The sequence below is a fragment of the Niveispirillum sp. FG148 genome (genome assembly GCF_057809655.1).
On the sequence record NZ_JBMDKJ010000003.1, the window covers coordinates 321,854 to 340,997 of the forward strand.

The 19,144-nt window shown below is 65.2% G+C and carries 17 protein-coding genes; 9 read left to right on the forward strand and 8 right to left on the reverse strand.

Annotated features, from left to right (window positions below; genetic code table 11):
- Positions 1-383: 383 nt before the first annotated feature.
- On the reverse strand, positions 384-1,148 hold the full coding sequence (locus ACODTW_RS05010; RefSeq protein WP_488944830.1) for a TlyA family RNA methyltransferase: 765 nt from the start codon (positions 1,146-1,148) through the stop codon (positions 384-386).
- Between the two features lie 64 nt (positions 1,149-1,212).
- Here ACODTW_RS05010 and ACODTW_RS05015 point away from each other — a divergent pair, with 64 nt between their 5' ends.
- On the forward strand, positions 1,213-1,353 hold the full coding sequence (locus ACODTW_RS05015) for an entericidin A/B family lipoprotein (RefSeq protein ID WP_488944831.1): 141 nt from the start codon (positions 1,213-1,215) through the stop codon (positions 1,351-1,353).
- An 18-nt stretch (positions 1,354-1,371) separates the two neighbouring features.
- Here the strand turns inward: ACODTW_RS05015 and ACODTW_RS05020 are convergent, their stop codons facing one another.
- The 3 genes from ACODTW_RS05020 to ACODTW_RS05030 form a co-directional block, all read right to left on the reverse strand.
- Complete coding sequence (locus ACODTW_RS05020; protein ID WP_488944833.1) at positions 1,372-2,079, reverse strand: pseudouridine synthase; 708 nt, start codon at positions 2,077-2,079, stop codon at positions 1,372-1,374.
- Between the two features lie 74 nt (positions 2,080-2,153).
- Entirely contained in the window at positions 2,154-3,086 is a 933-nt protein-coding gene (locus tag ACODTW_RS05025) for an NAD(P)H-dependent flavin oxidoreductase (protein ID WP_488944834.1), read from the reverse strand.
- Complete coding sequence (locus ACODTW_RS05030) at positions 3,083-4,240, reverse strand: thiolase family protein (RefSeq protein ID WP_488944835.1); 1,158 nt, start codon at positions 4,238-4,240, stop codon at positions 3,083-3,085. Before ACODTW_RS05030 ends, ACODTW_RS05025 begins: the two co-directional genes overlap by 4 nt.
- A gap of 181 nt (positions 4,241-4,421) precedes the next feature.
- Here ACODTW_RS05030 and ACODTW_RS05035 point away from each other — a divergent pair, with 181 nt between their 5' ends.
- Positions 4,422-6,128 carry a class I adenylate-forming enzyme family protein gene (locus tag ACODTW_RS05035; RefSeq protein WP_488944836.1) on the forward strand — a complete coding sequence of 569 codons (1,707 nt, stop codon included), beginning with the start codon at positions 4,422-4,424 and terminating at the stop codon, positions 6,126-6,128.
- 170 nt (positions 6,129-6,298) lie between these two features.
- Here ACODTW_RS05035 and ftsE read toward each other — a convergent pair whose 3' ends face one another.
- Positions 6,299-7,003, reverse strand: a complete 705-nt coding sequence (ftsE, locus tag ACODTW_RS05040) for a cell division ATP-binding protein FtsE (protein ID WP_488944837.1) — start codon at positions 7,001-7,003, stop codon at positions 6,299-6,301.
- Positions 7,004-7,132: 129 nt separating this feature from the next.
- Positions 7,133-7,975 carry a hypothetical protein gene (locus ACODTW_RS05045; RefSeq protein WP_488944838.1) on the reverse strand — a complete coding sequence of 281 codons (843 nt, stop codon included), beginning with the start codon at positions 7,973-7,975 and terminating at the stop codon, positions 7,133-7,135.
- Positions 7,976-8,341: 366 nt separating this feature from the next.
- Between ACODTW_RS05045 and ACODTW_RS05050 the strand changes: the two genes are divergently transcribed.
- From ACODTW_RS05050 to ACODTW_RS05060, 3 genes are all read left to right on the forward strand, one after another.
- A complete protein-coding gene (locus ACODTW_RS05050; protein WP_488944839.1) occupies positions 8,342-9,253 on the forward strand; it encodes an alpha/beta fold hydrolase in 912 nt (303 codons plus the stop codon).
- Positions 9,254-9,352: 99 nt separating this feature from the next.
- Positions 9,353-10,753 (forward strand): M16 family metallopeptidase, encoded by a 1,401-nt coding sequence (locus ACODTW_RS05055; protein WP_488944840.1) that lies wholly within the window; start codon positions 9,353-9,355, stop codon positions 10,751-10,753.
- Entirely contained in the window at positions 10,753-12,108 is a 1,356-nt protein-coding gene (locus ACODTW_RS05060) for a M16 family metallopeptidase (RefSeq protein ID WP_488944841.1), read from the forward strand. Before ACODTW_RS05055 ends, ACODTW_RS05060 begins: the two co-directional genes overlap by 1 nt.
- Before the next feature lie 49 nt (positions 12,109-12,157).
- Here ACODTW_RS05060 and ACODTW_RS05065 read toward each other — a convergent pair whose 3' ends face one another.
- Entirely contained in the window at positions 12,158-12,811 is a 654-nt protein-coding gene (locus ACODTW_RS05065; protein ID WP_488944842.1) for a beta/gamma crystallin-related protein, read from the reverse strand.
- A 217-nt stretch (positions 12,812-13,028) separates the two neighbouring features.
- Here ACODTW_RS05065 and ACODTW_RS05070 point away from each other — a divergent pair, with 217 nt between their 5' ends.
- Positions 13,029-14,633, forward strand: a complete 1,605-nt coding sequence (locus tag ACODTW_RS05070) for a peptide ABC transporter substrate-binding protein (RefSeq protein WP_488944896.1) — start codon at positions 13,029-13,031, stop codon at positions 14,631-14,633.
- 43 nt (positions 14,634-14,676) lie between these two features.
- Positions 14,677-15,522: a TolB family protein gene (locus ACODTW_RS05075; RefSeq protein ID WP_488944843.1), complete on the forward strand. Its 846-nt coding sequence runs from the start codon at positions 14,677-14,679 to the stop codon at positions 15,520-15,522.
- Positions 15,523-15,717: 195 nt separating this feature from the next.
- Here ACODTW_RS05075 and epmA read toward each other — a convergent pair whose 3' ends face one another.
- Positions 15,718-16,776: an EF-P lysine aminoacylase EpmA gene (epmA, locus tag ACODTW_RS05080; RefSeq protein ID WP_488944844.1), complete on the reverse strand. Its 1,059-nt coding sequence runs from the start codon at positions 16,774-16,776 to the stop codon at positions 15,718-15,720.
- A 69-nt stretch (positions 16,777-16,845) separates the two neighbouring features.
- Between epmA and ACODTW_RS05085 the strand changes: the two genes are divergently transcribed.
- Positions 16,846-17,814 (forward strand): lipid II:glycine glycyltransferase FemX, encoded by a 969-nt coding sequence (locus tag ACODTW_RS05085; protein WP_488944845.1) that lies wholly within the window; start codon positions 16,846-16,848, stop codon positions 17,812-17,814.
- Positions 17,815-18,082: 268 nt separating this feature from the next.
- Positions 18,083-19,141, forward strand: coding sequence for a phosphate ABC transporter substrate-binding protein PstS (gene pstS, locus ACODTW_RS05090; RefSeq protein WP_488944846.1), 1,059 nt, complete (start codon positions 18,083-18,085; stop codon positions 19,139-19,141).
- Positions 19,142-19,144: the final 3 nt, after the last annotated feature.

A 19,144-nucleotide genomic window follows, 5' to 3' on the forward strand; every position in this document is an offset into this window, starting at 1 on the left:
AGCTGTCACCGCCGCCCCCTCAATCCATGATATCGGATTGGTATCCGCCGGGCGTCACCCCAGGGATTTTTATCAAATATTTCGTTAAGATTCATTGTATTTAATATTTAAATACGATTGTATTATTTGAGTGGTTCCAAAATAAATTTATCGAACATCAACAATTAAACCAAGAATCACCCGAAGATTATATAAAAGTAAACTTAATTCTCCGTAACTTTATTCTGTCTATTTCCAGAAAAACAAATCGGGTTTTGCCCATAAAATTGCAGGACCCGGCCCATCGGTCATCATTCGTGACGATGGCGCGGCGGCGCACCTCCGCGCTGCACATGCCGGATGGTGCCTGTCCCGGTGGTGATCGCGTCGGACCATTGGTGGGATCAATGATCCCGCCGCCCACCGATCAGGAATTCCTTGTTGCCTTCCGGCCCCGTGATCGGGCTTTCGGCGATGCCCAGCACGGTCCAGCCCGCCTGCCCCGCCAGCCAGGCCTGGATACGGTCGCACACTTCCTGATGCAGTTCCGGTTCGCGCACGACGCCGCCCTTGCCGACGCGGCCCTTGCCCACCTCGAACTGCGGCTTGATCAGGGCAACCAGATAGGCGCCCGGCTTGGTCAATGCCATGGCGGCCGGCAGCACGGTTTCCAGGCCGATGAAGCTGGCATCGCAGACGACGATATCGGCGGGATCGGGGATGATCTCCGTGGTCAGATGCCGGGCATTGGTCTTTTCCAGAACCACGACGCGCGGGTCTTCCCGCAGCTTCCAGGCCAATTGCCCATGGCCGACATCCACGGCATAGACCTTGGCCGCCCCGCGCGTCAGCAGCACGTCGGTGAAACCACCAGTGGATGCGCCAACATCGATGCCGATGAAGCCGGTGGGGTCAATACCGAACTGATCCAGTCCCTTGACCAGTTTCAGCCCGCCACGGCTGACCCAGGGATGGTCCTGCCCCTTGACGTTCAGCTGCTGGCTTTCCGGCACCATGTCGCCGGCTTTATCGATGCGGCGGGTGTCGGCATAGACCAGGCCTGCCAGGATCAGGGCCTGGGCCTTTGACCGGCTCTCGGCTAGGCCACGGTCGACCAGGGCCTGATCGACCCGTACCTTCGCTTCCTTCACTTTCGGTGGCTTGGACATCGGCGCCTGATTTTGCGATAAGGGATTATTCGGAATTGATAGTCACTAAACAATGGACACGCCAATGAAACACGCCCTGATCATCGCATCCCTGGCCATAGCATCCCTGTCCCTGTCGGCCTGCAACACGGTGGAAGGCGTGGGCAAGGATATCAAGAGCGCCGGCAAGGCCATCGAGAAGAGCGCCGACGGCGCCAAGAAGTAAGCGCACCGGTCATCCAACTCAGGCAGGCGGGGCGAAGACCTTCATCACCTCGCCTGCATCCAGCAGGCGCCATTCGCCTTCTGCCAGATCGCCCAGCGTCAGGGCGCCTATGGACACGCGGTACAGCGTTTCCACATGGTTGCCCACGGCCGCGAACATGCGGCGGATCTGGTGATAGCGGCCTTCATGGATGGTCAGGCGCGCACGCGTCTCGCCCAGCACCTCCAGCTTTGCTGGCAGCAGCGGCGTCTTCTCCCCCTTCAGCATCAGGGTGCCGGTGGCGAATACCGCTCCTTCCTCCCCCGTCAACGGCCGGGCCAGTTCCGCCTCATACACCTTGGGTACATGGGCCTTGGGCGAGATGATGCGGTGAAGCAGCTGGCCATCATCGGTCAGCAGCAGCAGGCCCGTCGTGTCCCGGTCCAGCCGGCCGACAGGCGCGATGATCGGGTTGCGATATTCAAACCGCTCCGGCAGCAATTCATAGACGATACGGCCGGGGTCGCTGGTGGAACAGGTATAGCCCGCCGGCTTGTGCAGCATCAGCACGCTGCCCTGCGGCGGGTCCAACGCCTCCCCATCGATGCGGATATCGGCATGGTCGGCCTTGTCGCCATCGGACAGCACGGTGCCATCGGCCCGCGTCACCCGCCCTTCCTTCAGCAGCATCTTCACGTCGCGCTGGCTGCCATAGCCCAGATTGGCGATCAGGCGGACAAGGCGCATGGCGGAATTCCCTGGATTGGACCGGTCGGCGAAGGGCCAAAGCCTTAGCGCCAAAGCCCCGCCGTGGGAACCCCCTAAGCACCTGCCCCCAGCCGGCCCACAGCCGCCGCATAGTCGCGGCGCAAGTCTCCGGCAATGGCGGCCACGGGTTCCACGGCGCGGATGCCGCCCACCCCCTGCCCCGCCGCCCACAGATCCTTCCAGCGTCTGACCGCGTCGCCGCCATAGTCGCGCTTGGCCGGCTTATCCAGATCGGCAAGGTCGTAGCCATTGGCCAGCAGGGATGGTTTCAGCCAGGAGGCCGGCGTGCCCGTGATGGCGGCACTGACCACCAGATCATCGATCCCGGCCTCCACCACCATGCGCTTATAGTCAGGTACGGCCAGGCTTTCGGTCGCTGCGATGAAGCGCGTGCCCAGCAGCGCCAGGTCGGCCCCGGCGGCAATGGCCCCTGCCACCCCCGCCCCGTCGCCAATGCCGCCGCCCACGCACAGGATGCCATCGGTCAGGGCCCGGGCCGCCGCGATGAAGGCAAAGGGCGACAGGAAGCCCGTATGCCCGCCGGCCCCGGCCGACACACAGACCAGGCCATCCACGCCCGCCGCCACCGCCTTGGCCGCCAGCCCCATGCTGATGACATCGGCCAGGACCAGCCCGCCATAGGCATGCACCGCCTCCATCACCGGCTTAGGACTGCCCAGCGCCGTGATGACGATGGGCGGCCGGTGCCGGTGCAGCACCGCCAGATCGTCCGCCAGCCGGCTGTTGCTGGCATGGGTGACCAGATTGACGGCCCAGGGTCCATCCACGCCCGGCCGCAGGCTGCCGGCAATGGTGCCCAGCCACTGGTCCAGCTCCGCCGTCGTGCGGCAATTATGGGCCGGCAGGGCACCCACCATGCCGGCACGGCAGGCAGCCACCACCAGATCGACGCCCGACACCAGGAACATGGGCGCCACCATCACGGGCAGGGACAGGCCCGGCAAGGTCCGGCGAGACATGGTCATGACAGCCGCTCCACCACCATGGCCACACCCACGCCCTGCGCGCCCGTTGCCACCACCAGCCCCAGCGTGCCGCCGCCCTCGTCCAGCGCGTCCAGCAGTGTGGACAGCAGGATGGCACCCGTGGCCCCCATCGGGTGCCCCTTGGCCAGATGGCCACCCGCGACATTGACACGGGACCGGTCGATATCGCGGTCGCGTAGGAAGGCGGCGATGGTGACGGCGAAGGCCTCCATGAACTCCACCCGGTCCATATCGGCCAGTTTCAGTCCGGCGCGGTCCAGGGCCCTGTCCATGGCCGTGAAGCCGGCGGTCAGGCTGTCGCGCGGGTCGCCGCCAGCCTCTGCCCAGGCCAGGATGCGGGCGCGCGGCGGCCGATCGCCCTCGGGCCCGCCGATCACGGCCAGCGCGGCACCGTCCGCCATGGGCGGGGCATGGGCGACCGTATGGCGATGGTCAATCTCCACCCCGTCCAGCGCCGCGCGATATTGCCCCGCCAGCCGGGAGAAGACGGGGCGCAGACCGGACAGGCTGTCGGCGGTCGTCGGGCGCGGCAATTCCTCCCGCGACAGATCCCCGATGGTGATGCGCGACGCGCACAAGGCCGGCCGCATTTCGGCCGCCGCCGACCGTTCCTGCGACATCAGGGCGACTTCATCCATTTCCGCCCGCGTCACGCCCAGCTTCATGGCCAGAAGGTCGGCCGCCAGCGCCACGGGGATATAGCGGCGGACGGGGGGCAGGTCGCTGGCCGTGTAATAATCGGCATTGTCGGCCATGAAAGCCACATGCGACAGCATCTCCACCCCGCCGGCCAACACCGACCGCGCCTGCCCGGAAGCCACCTGCGCCGCCGCCAGCCCGATGGCCGACAGGCCCGACGCGCAGAAATTATTGATGCTATGGACCGGCATGTCGTCGCGCACGGCGCCCCGCATCTTCGCCACCATGGCGATGTGCCCACCCTGCGCGCCGACCTGCCCCACGCAACCAACGATCATCAGGTCTGCCCGGTCCCGCGCATCATGCCCCCGGTCCGACAGCGCCCCGGTCAACAATCCCAGCAAGTCACCGGGACTGAACCGCGCCAGCCCGCCTTCGGTGGCATGCGCCCGGCCGCGCGGGGTCCGCACCGCATCATGGATAAAGGCCTTCATGCCGCAGCCCCTTCATCGGCGCTTGCCGCCGCATTGACACGGACCATGGAACACACCCCACTTCGATGAATTTCTCGGCGCGAACATTTTGGTTGGCTACCGGCTTGATCGCTGCCGTTGGTATTGTTATGAAAGTCACATAATGCGGCCGATGACAAGGCCAATCCAGGGGAGGCGAGACATGTTCCGGACCGATGCGGCGCGCATAGAAGATTACGAGGCACGCGGATGGTGGGAGGGCATCAGCGTCGATGACCTGTTCCAGCGCACGGCCGCACAGGCCCCGCACGACCTGGCCCTGATCGATCCATCCAACCGGGCGCACCTGGACGGGCAGGCGCCGGAACGGCTGAGCTGGGCCGATATCCGTGACCGGGTGGAACGGCTGGCCGCGACCCTGCTGGTCCAGGGCCTGCGCAAGGACGATATCGTCTGTGTGCAGCTGCCCAACACGGCCGACGCGGTGATCCTGTTCCTGGCGGCGGCCCGGCTTGGCCTGATCGTCAGTCCCGTGGTCATGCAATATCGTGAACATGAGCTGTCGCACATCCTGGACCGCACGGGTGCTGTTGCTTTCATTACGATACCAACATTCCACCGCCACGACCATGCCGCCATGGGCGCCGGGCTGGCAGCCACACGGCCGGGCCTGCGGCTGCTGACCATGGGCCCGGCGCCACAGGCCACCGACCTGCGCGCGGCCGCCGCCGCAGCCGACCCGTCCATCGTCGCCCCCCACATCGCCGCCCACCCCACGGCGGGGGGAGAGGTGCTGACCATCTGCTGGACCTCGGGCACCGAAAGCCGGCCCAAGGGCGTGCCGCGCGACCATAATCACTGGGTCCTGAATGCCCGCATCGTGGCAGAGGCCGGCGGCATGCGCGATGGCGATGTGCTGCTGAACCCGTTCCCGCTGGTCAATATCGGGTCCATCGGCGGGCAGGTCATGCCCTGGCTGCTGCTGCGCGGTCGCATGGTGCTGCACCATCCGTTCGACCTGGCCCTGTTCCTGACCCAGATCGCGGAAGAACGGGTGACCTACACCATCGCCCCGCCCGCCATCCTGACGGCCCTGCTGAAACAGCCGGAACTGGTGCGCCACACCGACCTGTCCTCGCTGCGCGCCATCGGGTCGGGGTCGGCACCCCTGTCGCCCTGGCTGATCCAGGGCTGGCTGGACCAGCACAATATCCAGATCTGCAACATCTTCGGCTCCAACGAAGGCGCCTCCCTGTTCTCCAGCGCGGCCGACGTGCCCGATCCCACGGAACGCGCCCGCTATTTCCCGCGCTTCGGCGCAGCCGGGCAGGATTTCACCGGCATCATCCACCGAGTCGTCCGTACCCGTCTGGTCGATCCCGACAGCGGGGTGGAGATCACGGAGCCGGGGCGGCCCGGTGAGCTGCGCATCACGGGGGCCGCCACCTTCAGCGGCTATTGGCAGTCGCCGGACCTGACTGCGGCGGCCTTCGACGAAGATGGCTGGTTCCGCACGGGCGACCTGTTCGAAATCGCTGGCCCCGGCCCCTTGTCGCGCTTCTACCGGTTCGTGGGACGGTGCAAGGAGATCATCGTGCGCGGCGGCGTCAACATCTCGCCGGCCGAACTGGATGACCTGCTGACCGGCCTGCCCCAGGCGCGGGAGGCGGCAACGGTCGGCATTCCCGATGCCGATCTGGGCGAGCGCATCGCCGTGGCGCTGGTGCCGCGCGACGGGGCGGAACCGACCCTGCAGGATGTGGTGGACTGGCTGAAACGCGCCGATGTGGCCGTGTTCAAGCGGCCGGAACGGCTGGTCCTGCTGCCATCCCTGCCGCGCAACGCCATGAACAAGGTGCAGCGCGACCAGCTGCGCGTGCAGGTCCTGGCGGCCCTGGATGCGGCGTGACAGGCACCTCGCCAGGGATTCACACCAAGGGTCATCTCCATGCCCCTTGGGAGGCTGCCGACTGCCGGCCCGCGCACCCCTGTGCGCGTGAGCCAGGCCGCCGGATGGCGGCGCCCGGTGTTTGAGGGAACACATGTATAGTCAAGGGCCATCCATAATGGCCCTTGGCCTCACACCCCCGGCGGCTCTTCCAGCTCCTCGCCGGGTTTCAGCCACCATGACGCCTCGGCCAGCTTGCCTTCGAACAGTTCCAGCATGGGCCGCTTGATCTTGTCGATCAGCGGCCAGTCATGGGTGGCGACGACGCAGGTCGTGCCCTGCTTGTTCAGTTCGATGAACAGCCGCATGATTTTCATCGACATGTCGCGGTCGATATTGCCCGTGGGCTCGTCCGCAACAATCAATTGCGGGCTGGTGATGACGGCGCGTGCAATGGCGACAAGCTGCTTCTGGCCGCCCGACAGCGTGGCCGGCAGGGCCGCCATCTTGTCGGCCAGCCCCACCCATTCCAGCAGTTCGGTGACTGCTTCCTTGATGTGCTTTTCCCCCTGACCCGCGATGCGCAGCGGCAGGGCCACATTGTCGAAAACGCTCATATGGTCCAGCAGGCGGAAATCCTGGAAGACCACGCCGATGCGCCGGCGCAGGTCGGGCAAGCGCTCACGCGACACCTTGGACAAGGGCTCGCCAAACAGGGTGATCAGCCCGCGCGACGGGCGTTCGGACAGGTACAGCAGCTTCAGCAGGCTGGACTTGCCGGCACCCGTCGGCCCCGTCAAAAAATGGAAGGAGCCGGGCGCCAGTTCGAAGCTGAGATCGCGCAGAACCTCCGGCCCGTTGCCGTAGCGCAACCCGACATTTTCGAAGCGGACCAAGCTTTGATCCTCCCTTGAAAGTGAAAATCCGCCCCGGCATTGCCGGGGCGGACATTACTTCTTCTTCCGGCCCTTGCGTGGGGGAGGTGTGGGTGCCTCTTCCTCCACAGGTTCCGGAACCAGATCCTTTCAGGAACAGCCGGCGCCCACGCCTTCCAGGCCGCCCATGGCGCCGTCGCGCACCGGCACCAGACCCACCTTTTCGAACGCCGTCAACGTCTCGTCGGCCCAGGCCTTCAGGTCAGTCAGGCCGCCATGGCCCGTCCAGACATCGATGCCGAAGCGCTTCTCCAGATCGACTTCGGTCATCTTCAGCGCATCGCGGACGGAGATCAGTTCGCGTTCCAGCAGGGTCCAGATGTCGCTTTCGCAGCGCTTCATGGTGACGACATGCACGCCCATGCTCTGATAGGCCTTGAGGCGCTTGAAGTTCGGGTCGTTCTCATAGGCGCCGAAGCCGCCCGACACCTCGTTCAGCACGACATAGCGACGGCCGATGGGCAGCCACTCATTCTTGTCGAAGCTGTACTGGATCAGGCCGCGCGCATCCTCGATCGCCTGGCTTTCGGCCTTGGTGGTCACCACCAGATCGATGGGCGGGGAGTTGCGGCGGCGCAGCAGGGAGCCGGCATTCCGCGCCTCAGCCCAGGCGAACAGTTCGGCCGCGACATTGGCGCCGACATCAATGATATAGCCGCCTTCCAGCACGGTACGGCCGAATTCGTCCCAGTACTTGATGGCCAGATTGGGGTCGGTGGAGCTCTTGACCTTGGTCAGGTCCTCGCCGATGCCCAGTTCCTTCACATTATGGAACAGGCGGCCGAACTTGGACCGCTGGTTCAGGCTGTCGCTGTCCGCGGCCGCCAGCTTGACCGGCACGCCCTTCTGCTCGTGCTGAAGCACCAGCATCTGGGCCGTCAGGGTCTTGCCCTGCCCACCCGTCTTCGCCATCGAGATGAAGGTCCGCGTCATGCCGATCGTCTCCTGCGCCCTGACTTAAATAATTCCGTGGCGACAATGCCACCGGGGCCGCCCACAGCATAGCGCCGCCCCGCCACCATCGCAGCGGCGGAATCGTTACCCGTTTTCACGTCCCCCTTCAATGCCGCCGGGCGGATATCGGTGATTTTAGATGATGGAGCAGGCCCGAACGCCCCTGAATCCCTGACGGCACCTGCCCTCCGGACAGTGAAGGACCGGGCCCGCCCCGGGGCCGGCCGGGACTTCGCCGCACCGCGGCAAGGCGAGTCGGGGTCGGGACCCCATTGACAGGGAGCCGTTCTGGCCCGATCCTGGTTATAAGATCTAATGATATACCTTTATAACATCGGATAACCCATGACGATGACGGTACGACGGGCCTATGTCGACGGGCCCCATGGCCAGATGCATCTGCGGATCGCCCGGCCGGTGTCGGACACCCGCCCCCCGCTGGTCTGCATTCATATGAGCCCGATGAGCGGCCGTGTGTTCGAAACCTTCCTGGCCCATGCCGGACAGGACCGGACGGCCATCGCCTTCGACACGCCGGGATTCGGCCTGTCCGACCCGCCGTCGGCCGTGCCATCGATCGGTGACTATGCCGACGCCCTGCTGGCCGGGCTGACGTCCGCGGGGATCGACGGGCCGGTGGACCTGCTGGGCTATCACACGGGCTCCATGATCGCGGTGGAGATGGCGCTGCGCGCGCCCGACCGCGTCCGCCGGCTGATCATGATCGCGGCCCCCATCATTACCGATGATGAACGTCAGCAGTTTCGCGATTTCTACCGGGAAAAGCCTGCCCTGCCCGACGGCAGCCACATCCTGTCCCGCTGGCAGGGCTTCTATTACCATCATGCCCGGCCCGAAGCGGATGTGGAGGAGATATCGGAACGGTTCCCCGACGCGCTGCTGGGCGGGCGGAAATCGGCCTGGGGCCATCAGGCGGCCTTTGCCCATGATCTGGCCGGGCGTTTGCCGCAGGTCCGCCAGCCTGTGCTGATCTGGACCACGGGCGATGATCTGGATGTGCAGACCCGCCGTGCCGACGGGCTGACCCTCAATGCCCGTCGGCTGGAACTGCCGGGCTGGGGCCATGGCTTCCTGGACCTGTTCCCCGATGATGTGGCCGGGCTGGCCTCATCCTTCCTGGACGCCCCCGACGCTGCCCCCTTCGGACAATTGGCCCCCCTGCCCGCCAGTTCGCAGGGTCCGCGCTATCCGGCCCGTGTCGGCGCCTTCCGGCCGGAGGGGGAACACGCGCCATAGGCGATTACATTAAATTCCCTTCACCCGATTTCCATTGGCAATCCATGCGCCCCGTCCCACATTGGGGGCCTGTTGCCAAATCGGGAGGGAAAAATCCCCGTGACCCATTCTGCACGCCCCGCCGCCGCGCGCCGCTGGCGGCATCTTGCCGCCGGCGTGGCCTTGGCCTTCGCCGCGGTCCAGCCGGCCGCCGCCCGTGTCTATGATCCGGAAACCTTCACGCTGAAGAACGGCATGCAGGTGGTGGTGGTGAACAATCCCCGCGCCCCCGTCATCAGCCAGATGGTCTGGTACAAGGTGGGCTCCGCCGATGAGGAGCCGGGCAAATCCGGTCTGGCCCATTATCTTGAACATCTGATGTTCAAGGGCACGGCCAAGATGAAGCCGTCGGAATTTTCCAGGACCGTTGCCCGCAATGGCGGTCGCGACAATGCCTTCACCGCCTATGACTACACGGCCTATTTCGAGAATATCGCCCGCGACCGGCTGGAACTGGTCATGGGGATGGAGGCCGACCGCATGGTCAATCTGCGCCTGACGGACGATATCGTCCTGCCGGAGCGCAAGGTGATCCAGGAGGAACGGCGCCAGCGGACGGAGAATGAGCCGGCATCACGCCTCTATGAACAGCTCTACAGCCTGCTGTTCGTCCATCATCCCTATGGCACGCCGATCATCGGCTGGATGCATGAGATTGAAAAGCTGACGACCCAGGACGCGCTGGATTTCTACAAGCGTCATTACGCGCCCAACAATGCCATCCTGGTCGTGGCCGGCGACATCACAGCCGCCGAACTGAAGCCCTTGGCCGAAAAGACCTTCGGCAAGCTGAAGCCCGTCGCCACCATCCCGCCGCGCGTGCGCGTGACGGAGCCGCCGACCGAAGGCGCACGCCGCATCACCCTGACCGATGATCAGGTGCGCCAGCCGAACTGGACCCGGCTGTGGAAGGCCCCCAGCTATAATGCCGGGGAGAAGCAGTACGCCAACGCGCTGGAAGTGCTGGAGAATATCCTGTCCGACGGCGCCACCAGCCGGCTGTACAAGTCGCTGGTCGTGGAACAGAAGATCGCGGCCGGGGTCAACCTGTCCTACAACCCCGCGGCCCTGGATCTGGGCACCCTGTCCATCTCCGCCACCCCTGCCCCCGGTCAGGACGTGGCCGCCGTGGAAAAGGCCGTGGACGCGGAGATCGCCCGGCTGCTGTCCGGCGGCGTGACCGACGCGGAGGTGGCGTCGGCCAAAACCCGCCTGCGCCGCGACGCCATCTTCGCCCGCGACAGTTTGCAGGGCCCGGCCTACGCCTTCGGCTTGGCGCTGACCACGGGCCAGACGGTGCAGGATGTGGAGGAATGGCCCGACCGCATCAATGCCGTGACTACCCAACAGGTGAATGAAGCCGCCCGGCTGGTGCTGGGCCAGGGCAACCACGCCACGGGCATCCTGTTGCCGGCCGCTGTCGCCGCCGCCCCTGCCCCGACCGCCGGGGGGACCAAGTGATGAACGCCATGAAGATGATCCGCACTGTCGGCACCCTGGTGGCTACGGCCGCCGCCCTGCTGCTGACCACCCTGCCCGCCGCCGCCGTCGATATCGAAAAGGTGGTCAGCCCCGGCGGGGTGGAGGCCTGGCTGGTGCGCGATGCCAAGAACCCCATCATCGCCCTGCAATTCGCCTTTGAAGGCGGGGTGGAGCGGGACCCTGACGGCAAGCTGGGCCTGGCCATCATGACGGCCAGCACCCTGGATGAAGGGGCGGGCGATCTGGACAGCCAGGCCTTCCAGGGCAAGCTGGACGAAAATTCCATCACCCTGTCCTTCAGCGCCGGCCGCGACACCTTCGTCGGTCAGGTGACGACGCTGCGTGAGACCAAGGACACGGCCTTCGACCTGCTGCGTCTGGCCCTGACCAAGCCGCGATTCGACGCCGACGCCGTGGAGCGTATCCGCGGGCAGTTGCAGACCAGCCTGAAGCGGTCGCAGGCCGACCCCAATTACTGGGCACAGATGGCGTTCGGGGAGACCTTGTTCCCCGGCCATCCCTATGGCAGGCCGCAGCGCGGCACGGCCCAGACCCTGGCCGCCATCACCCGCGATGATCTGGTGAATTTCGCCCGCACGCGGCTGGCCCGCGAAGGGCTGAAGGTGGCCGTGTCGGGCGATATCACGGGCGCCGAACTGGCCCCGCTGCTGGACAGCCTGTTCGGCGCGCTGCCGGCCAAGGCCGACCTGGGCCCCGTCGCTAATATCGTGCCGGCGGCCCCGGGCAAGACGGTGCTGGTCCCCCGTCCCATTCCGCAGACGGTCATCATGATGGCCCAGCCGGGTCTGGACCGGTCCGATCCGGACTGGTACGCGGCCACCATCCTGAACTATGTCGTGGGCGGCGGCGGCTTCTCCTCCCGCTTGATGGACGAGGTGCGGGAAAAGCGCGGCCTGACCTATGGCATCGGCTCCAGCCTCGTCTCCTACGAACATACCAACCTGATCAACATCAGCGGCTCCACCGTCAATGACAAGGCGGCCGAAGCCATCAGCGTCTCCAAGCAGATCTGGGGCGACGTGGCGAAGAACGGCATCACGGAGGCGGAGCTGCGCGACGCCCAGACCTATCTGACCGGTTCCTTCCCCCTGCAATTCACCAACAATGGCGCCATTGCCGGCCTGCTGTTGCAGGTGCAGCGGGACAATCTGGGCATCGATTACCTGAACAAGCGCAACGACCTGTTGAACGCCGTCACCCTGGCGGATGTGAAACGCGTGGCCGCCCGCCTGCTGGACCCGGCCAGGCTGACCACCATCCTGGTGGGCCAGCCGACCGGCATCACGCCCGATGGAACGCTGTACAAGCCGTAATCCGACGCCTCAAAGCAGAAGGGGGCGGCCCGCGGGACCGCCCCCTTTTTCATTTCCAGATATTGATCTGGCCGCCGCTGCAGCGGTACCGCCAGGGTTCCCCATCCCACCAGATCGTGCCTTCAAAGGCATCCCCGGTGAATTCGCTCCGACCGCGATAGCCATGGCGCTGGATGAAGGCGCTTTCAACCTGCGACTGGCAGCTGTTCTGCGGCTGACCCGTCACCTGCCGGCCACCCCCGCCGCCGCCACCACCGTTCCAGATGATGTCATCATCGCGATAACGGGGCGGCGGCGGGGGCGGCGGGTCCCAGCGATCCCACGGGTCCCGGCCCCAGCGGTCATTGTCCCAGCGGTCGCGGTCCCTGTGATCGTTGCGGTCATCGATCTGGCGCAGCGAACTGATGCCACCGCGCAGATTCTTTACTTCCAGCGTTTCGGCAACCCGTGCGCCGCGCGCCAGTGTGCGGCAGAACTCGTACCGCTTGTTCTTGCAGACTTCCCAGGTGCCGGAATTGACGATCAGCGACCGGGCGCGCTCGTTCCAGGGCGGAAGCTTGGCCAGATTGTCGATATCGTCGTGGATGGTGATCCGGTCGCCCCGGAAACCCGGTTCAGAGAACAGGGTGACCGAACCGGCCTGGGCGGCCGCGGCCGTGCCCATCGTCACCAACGCGGCCATGGCCGCCAACCAGCGCTTCATTCCCCATATCGGTGCCCGTTTCGTTCCGGGGCACCGCTCCTTGCCTGTCGTCGCCCGAATGATCCCGGCGACAGCCTGATCCTTGTCCTGCTTTGTGGCGGCGCCACGGCACCGCCGGGGCATGTTTCGGACGGGCCGTTTCGATAGCCCCTCGACAGCGATGCGGCAAGGGCTCAGTCTGTGCCCGTCAGAACAGAAAAGGTGCAAGTCCTTGATCATGTGCGCCAATGAACGTGTACCCCTGACCCGGCGGACCGTGCTGGCTGCCGGTGCCGTCCTGCCCCTGCTTGGCTCCGCGGGCGTCCTTGCCCAGACCAAACCGGTCCTGAATATCGGCATGGGGCCGGAGGTGGATACGCTGGACCCGCACCGGTCCACCACCATCGTCGCGGGCGCCCTGTTCATCGAATTGTGGGAGGGGCTGACCAGTTTCGGGGCCGACGGCGCCATTATTCCCGGCGTGGCGGAGAGGTGGGAGACGAGTGCCGATGGCCTGACCTGGACCTTCCACCTGCGCGCCGATGCCAAATGGTCCGACGGCAGCCCGGTGGTCGCCGATGATTTCGTCTTCGCCTGGCGCCGCGCCGTGACGCCGGCCACGCGCCTGGGCCTGCCGGAATGGGTGGCGCCGATCAAGAACGCCCTGCCCATCCTGCAGGACGGCAAGCCGGCGGAAAGTTTGGGCGTAAAGGCGCTGGACCCGCGCACCCTGCTGGTGACGCTGGAACATCCCAAGCCGGACCTGACCGTCTATACCGCCTATTGGGTGCTGTCGCCGCTGCATCGCGGGTCGGTGGCCCAGCATGGCGATGCCTTCGTGGCGCCGGGCAAGCTGATCAGCAACGGCCCCTTCGTGCTGACATCGGCCGTGCCGCAAAGCCATTACGCCCTGGCGGTCAATCCGCATTTTCACGGCGCTGCCGGTATCGGCATTGCGGGCGTGAATTACCACATCACCGAAGATCTGCAGACGGAGATGAAGCGGTTCCGGGCCGGCGAACTGCATGTGACCAAGGAGGTGCCGCCCACGCAGTTGGACTGGGCGCGCACCAATCTGGCCGACAGCCTGCATCTGGCCTACCGCGCCAGCACCTTCTTCCTGATCCCCAACCTGACCAAGGCCCCCTGGAAGGACAATCCCGACCTGTGCGTGGCCCTGTCCATGGCCATCGACCGCAAGACCATTGTGGAGAAGATCACCAAGGGCGGCGAACGTACGGCCTTTGCCATGACGCCGGAAGGGCTGGCCGGGTACACCCCGCCCAAACCGGATTGGGCCGACTGGACCGATGCCGACCGCATCGCCAAGGCCAGGGCGTTGTTTGCCAAGGCCGGCTACGGCCCCAATAACGGCCTGTCGATCGAACTGCTCTACAACACGAACGAGTTGAACCGGCAGGTCGCCGTGGCCGTCGCCGCCATGTGGCAACAGGTGCTGGGGGTGCGGACCACGCTGTCGAACCAGGAATTCAAGATCGTGGTCAGCCGGATGAAGGAACACACCTATCCGGACATCGTGCGCATCACCTGGGCCGTGGGTCTGGTGACCGAATATCTGAACCTGCTGCGCTCACGCGCCAATACTGTCGGCCCCGGCTATATCAACCCGGCCCTGGATCAGGCCATGGACGCGGTCGACCAGTCGCTGACCCTGGATGAATTCCGCACCCGACTGGCCGCGGCGGAGAAAATCGCCATGGCCGACATGCCCATGATCCCCGTCATGCGCCAATCCAGCCGCCGGCTGATCTCCACCAAGCTGAAAGGCTGGGCAGACAATCCGCTGGACCTGCATTCGGCACGCTATCTGTCGCTGGGATAAGGCAATGCGCCGCAGACAACGTATAGCAGCGATATTACTGTCATTGACCGCAACTGCCGCGGTCGGGCAGGACACGCCCCGGCGCTGGACACCACCGGCGTTGCAGTCACCAGACTATGAAAGCACACCCAGTTTCAGCCCCGATGGCAAGACGCTTTACTTCATGCGTGCCGATCCGGGCTTCGGCCGCTATGCCATTTTGCAGTCACATTGCGTCGACGGTTCCTGGTCTTCTCCGGTACCGGTTCCCTTCGCCGCCACCCCACCTGCCATGGATGCCGATCCGTTTGTCACGCCGGACGGGCGCCGGCTCTATTTCATCTCCACCCGGCACGCGCCAGGTGGAGAGGATTTCGACATCTGGTTCGTCGAGCGTATCGGGAACGGCGACTGGGGAACACCACAACGCCTGCCGGCCCCCATCAATTCTCCGGCATCCGAATTGCTGCCCCGTTCCGACGACAAGGGCACGCTCTATTTCGGATCGTCGCGCACCCGCAGTGCTGGCGGCGGCGACATCTACACCGCCGTGCCGATCACGAACCGTCCGGGCCTGTGGCAGGTGACGCGCCTGCCGGCCCCGGTGAACAGCGATCAGATGGAATATGAGGCGGATATATCGCGCGACGGCCGCACCCTGGTCGTCGTGGCGGCGCGGGAGGGGCGTTCCCACCTTTATCGCTATCTCCTGAAGGACGGCCAATGGCAGGCCGCCGGCCGGATCGCCGCGCGCGACGATGTTTTCCAGGTCGGCCCCGCCCTGTCTCCCGACGGTAGCCGATTGCTGTTTGCCCAGGCCGACGGCGCCAATTCCGGGGAGATTTTCCTGTCTGACCTGATGCCGAACCCGAACCCGGCCTGGCCACCGGCTTGTGGGGCTGCGCCGTAAAACCGCGCTAGAGTTTGTCTGGTTTAAATAGAATCAGTGGCGCTTACTCCGCCGTCACCCTCGCGCATGCGGGGATCCAGAAAGAGCGACGTCTGCCGCGATAAGACTCATATCGGCGCTGACCGCGCCTCATGCTGGATTCCAGCCTTCGCGGGAATGACGGTTGGGAATGCTTCAACGTAAACCGGACAGACTCTAAGCCGTCGCCACCGGCGCCCACAGCACATCATCGATCTTATCCGCCCCGGCCACGATCATGGCCAGCCGGTCAAAGCCCAGGGCGATGCCGGCACTGTCCGGCATCAGCGGCAAGGCTGCCAGGAACTCCTCGTCAATGGGGTAGCGCTCGCCATAAAGCCGTTCCTTCTCCGCCATGTCGGCCTCGAACCGGCTTCGTTGCAGCACGGGGTCGGTCAGTTCGCCAAAGGCATTGGCCAGTTCCACGCCGCAGCCATACAGCTCGAACCGTTCCGCCACGCGCGGATCATCGGGCTTGGGTCGGGCCAGGGCCGCCATGGACACGGGATAATCGGCCAGGAAGGTGGGCACATCCATGCCCAGATGCGGTTCGATCCGGTCCAGGCTGACGCGGAAGAACAGATCCTCCCAGGTGTCGCTGTCGGCCACCCGGATGCCGATGCGCGCAACCTCCGCCGCCAGAAGATCGCGGTCGGGACGCAGCGGGTCGGGCGCCGTGGCCAGCAGATCGATGCCGGCATAGTGCAGAAAGGCATCCTGCACGCTCAGCACCCGCCAGTCGGCAAACGGATCGCATTCGATGCCGCGAAAGCGCAGCTTGTCCCGGCCTGCCGCCCCGCAGGCCGCCCGCACCAGCGCCACGCAATCCTCCATCAGATCGCGATATCCCGCCCCAGCGCGATACCATTCCAGCATGGCGAATTCCGGATGATGCGTGCCCGACCGCTCCCCATTGCGATAGACATGGGACAGCTGGAACAGCTTCGGCACGCCCGCCGCCAGCAGCTTCTTCATGGTGAATTCGGGGCTGGTGTGCAGGTAAAGCCGGCGACGATCATCGGGGTGTGGCCCCACCAGATCGGTGGCGAACGCCATCAGATGCACTTCCAACCCCGGGGAGACCTGCAGGGCCGGCGTCTCCACCTCATCAAACCCCTGATCCTCGAACCAGCGGCGCAATGTGCGCATCACCGTCTGGCGCACAGCCAGATGGGCGCGCTTCTTCTGGAAATGGTCGGGGTGCCACCAGACGGGGGACAGGGGGGCGGTGCGCATGATTACTCGACAGGCCAAGGGGAACGGGGGCACTCTCGCCTTCCCCGTTCCGACTTGCAACCGCCGACGATGACCGATCTCGACAACCCGCCCCCGCTGCGCATCGTCTGGGATGTGGGCCGCCTGTCCGAATGGGCTCAACTGCTGGCCGATTGCGGGCAAAGCAGCCTGACCCAGGGCTTCGGCTACAATCAGGCCATGCTGACGGTGGAGGGCTGGCGCCCCCGGCTGGGCATCATCGAACTGGCGGACAAGCCCATCGGGCTGGTGGTGATGAGCGAGCGGCAGCTGTTCAGGCTGATCCGCGTCGCCCGCCTGCATCGCGGCCCCCTGCTGCGGCCGGAGGCGCGCAAGCCCGCCGTTTTCGCCATGGTGATGAAGCAGATCCGCAAGGAATATCCCAGCGGCCCCCTGCGCTGGACCGCCGTCGTGCCCGAATGGCCAGCGGGCGACGAAGGCAACGCCATGATGCGCTGGGCCGGGTTCCGGCGGGACAAGGCGCCGGGATACCAGACCATCTGGCTGGATCTGTGCCGCGACCTGACGACCTTACGCGCCGGCCTGGACCGCAAATGGCGCAACCACCTGAACCAGTCCGAACGAGCCGGCCTGATGGTGGAAATCGACCGCGACGGCAAAACCCTGCTGCCCTGGCTGCTGGAGGAGTACCAGAAGGACAAGGCCGCACGCGGCTATCGCGGCCCGTCGGCCAAGCTGGTCATCCGCATGCGCACGGGCATGCACAAGGATGGCGACATCCTGGTGCTGCGCGCCGTGAAGGATGGGAAGCCTGTGGCCGGCATCCTGGTCCTGGGCCATGGCAAGGCAGCGACCTATCAGATCGGCTGGTCGGGTCCTGCCGGGCGCAAGGCCGGGGCCCATAATCTGCTGCTCTGGCGGGCCGTGGCGGAACTGAAGGACCAGGGCCGGCACTGGTTCGACCTGGGCGGCCTGCTGCCCGATGCCGGCCCCGGCTTCACCAGCTTCAAACGCGGCATGGGCGGGGAAGAGGTGGAACTGGTGGGCGCCTGGCGCTGAACAGGCCAAGCACCCAGCCTATGCCGAACCGGATAGGCCAGAACGCATAAAGTAGAACTGGCGCATCTTGACAAAAATCAACTCACCCAACCCAGACCATAGGAAATAGATTGCCAGAAATCCTATTTCATTCTGTCGGGATTTTCTGTCGCGACTTGAACATTAAACTTGTCATTAAATCGAATTTAGGAAATCAGCACAAAAGTGCAATGTCCGGGGACTAGGGTGCCGCTACCCGGAATTTCCATATTGCAAAGGGAGAGACCCGATGGGTTTCCTGTCTCGGTTCGTCGCCGCACCTGTGCTGGCGGCAATGGTCGGCATCGGCATGGTGGGCGGCGCCATGGCCGCGGATATCAGCGGCGCCGGCGCCACCTTCCCCTACCCCGTCTATGCCAAATGGGCCGACAGCTATAAGCAGGCCACGGGCACGGGCCTGAATTACCAGTCGATCGGCTCCGGCGGCGGGATCAAGCAGATCAAGGCCAAGACGGTCACCTTCGGTGCTTCCGACGCCCCGCTAAAGGAAGAGGAACTGAAGGAAGCCGGCCTGGTGCAATGGCCGATGATCATGGGCGGGGCCGTGCCGGCCATCAATGTCGATGGTGTGCAGCCCGGCCAGATCACCCTGGATGGCCCGACGCTGGCCCGCATCTATCTGGGTGAGATCAAGACCTGGAACGATCCGGCCATCGCCAAGCTGAATGCCGGGGTGAAGCTGCCTTCCACCGCCATCGCCGTCGTCTACCGCTCCGACGGGTCGGGCACGAATTTCCTGTTCACGAACTACCTGTCCAAGGTCAGCAAGGATTTCGAGGGCAAGGTGGGGTCGGCGGCATCCGTGCAATGGCCCGTCGGCATCGGCGCCAAGGGCAATGAAGGCGTCGCCAGCATGGTCAAGCAGACGGCCGGCGCCATCGGCTATGTCGAATATGCCTATGTGAAGCAGAACAAGATGAACTACGCGGCGCTGCTGAACGCCGCCGGCAAGAAGGTGCAGCCCGAAGGCAAAAGCTTCCAGGCCGCCGCCGCCAATGCCGACTGGGCCCATACGCCGGGCTATGCCGTCATCCTGACCAACCAGCCGGGCACCGATAGCTGGCCCATCACGGGCGCCAGCTTCATCCTGATGCCCGAACAGCCGCAGGATGCGGCGGCGGCTGCCGAAGCGCTGAAATTCTTCGACTGGGCCTACAAGTCCGGTGCGAAGGAAGCCGAAGCCCTGGATTATGTGCCCATGCCGGACAGCGTGGCCGCCATGGTCCGCAAGACCTGGGCGGACCGTATCAAGGGTGCCGACGGCAAGACCGTCTACACCGCCAAGTAAGCG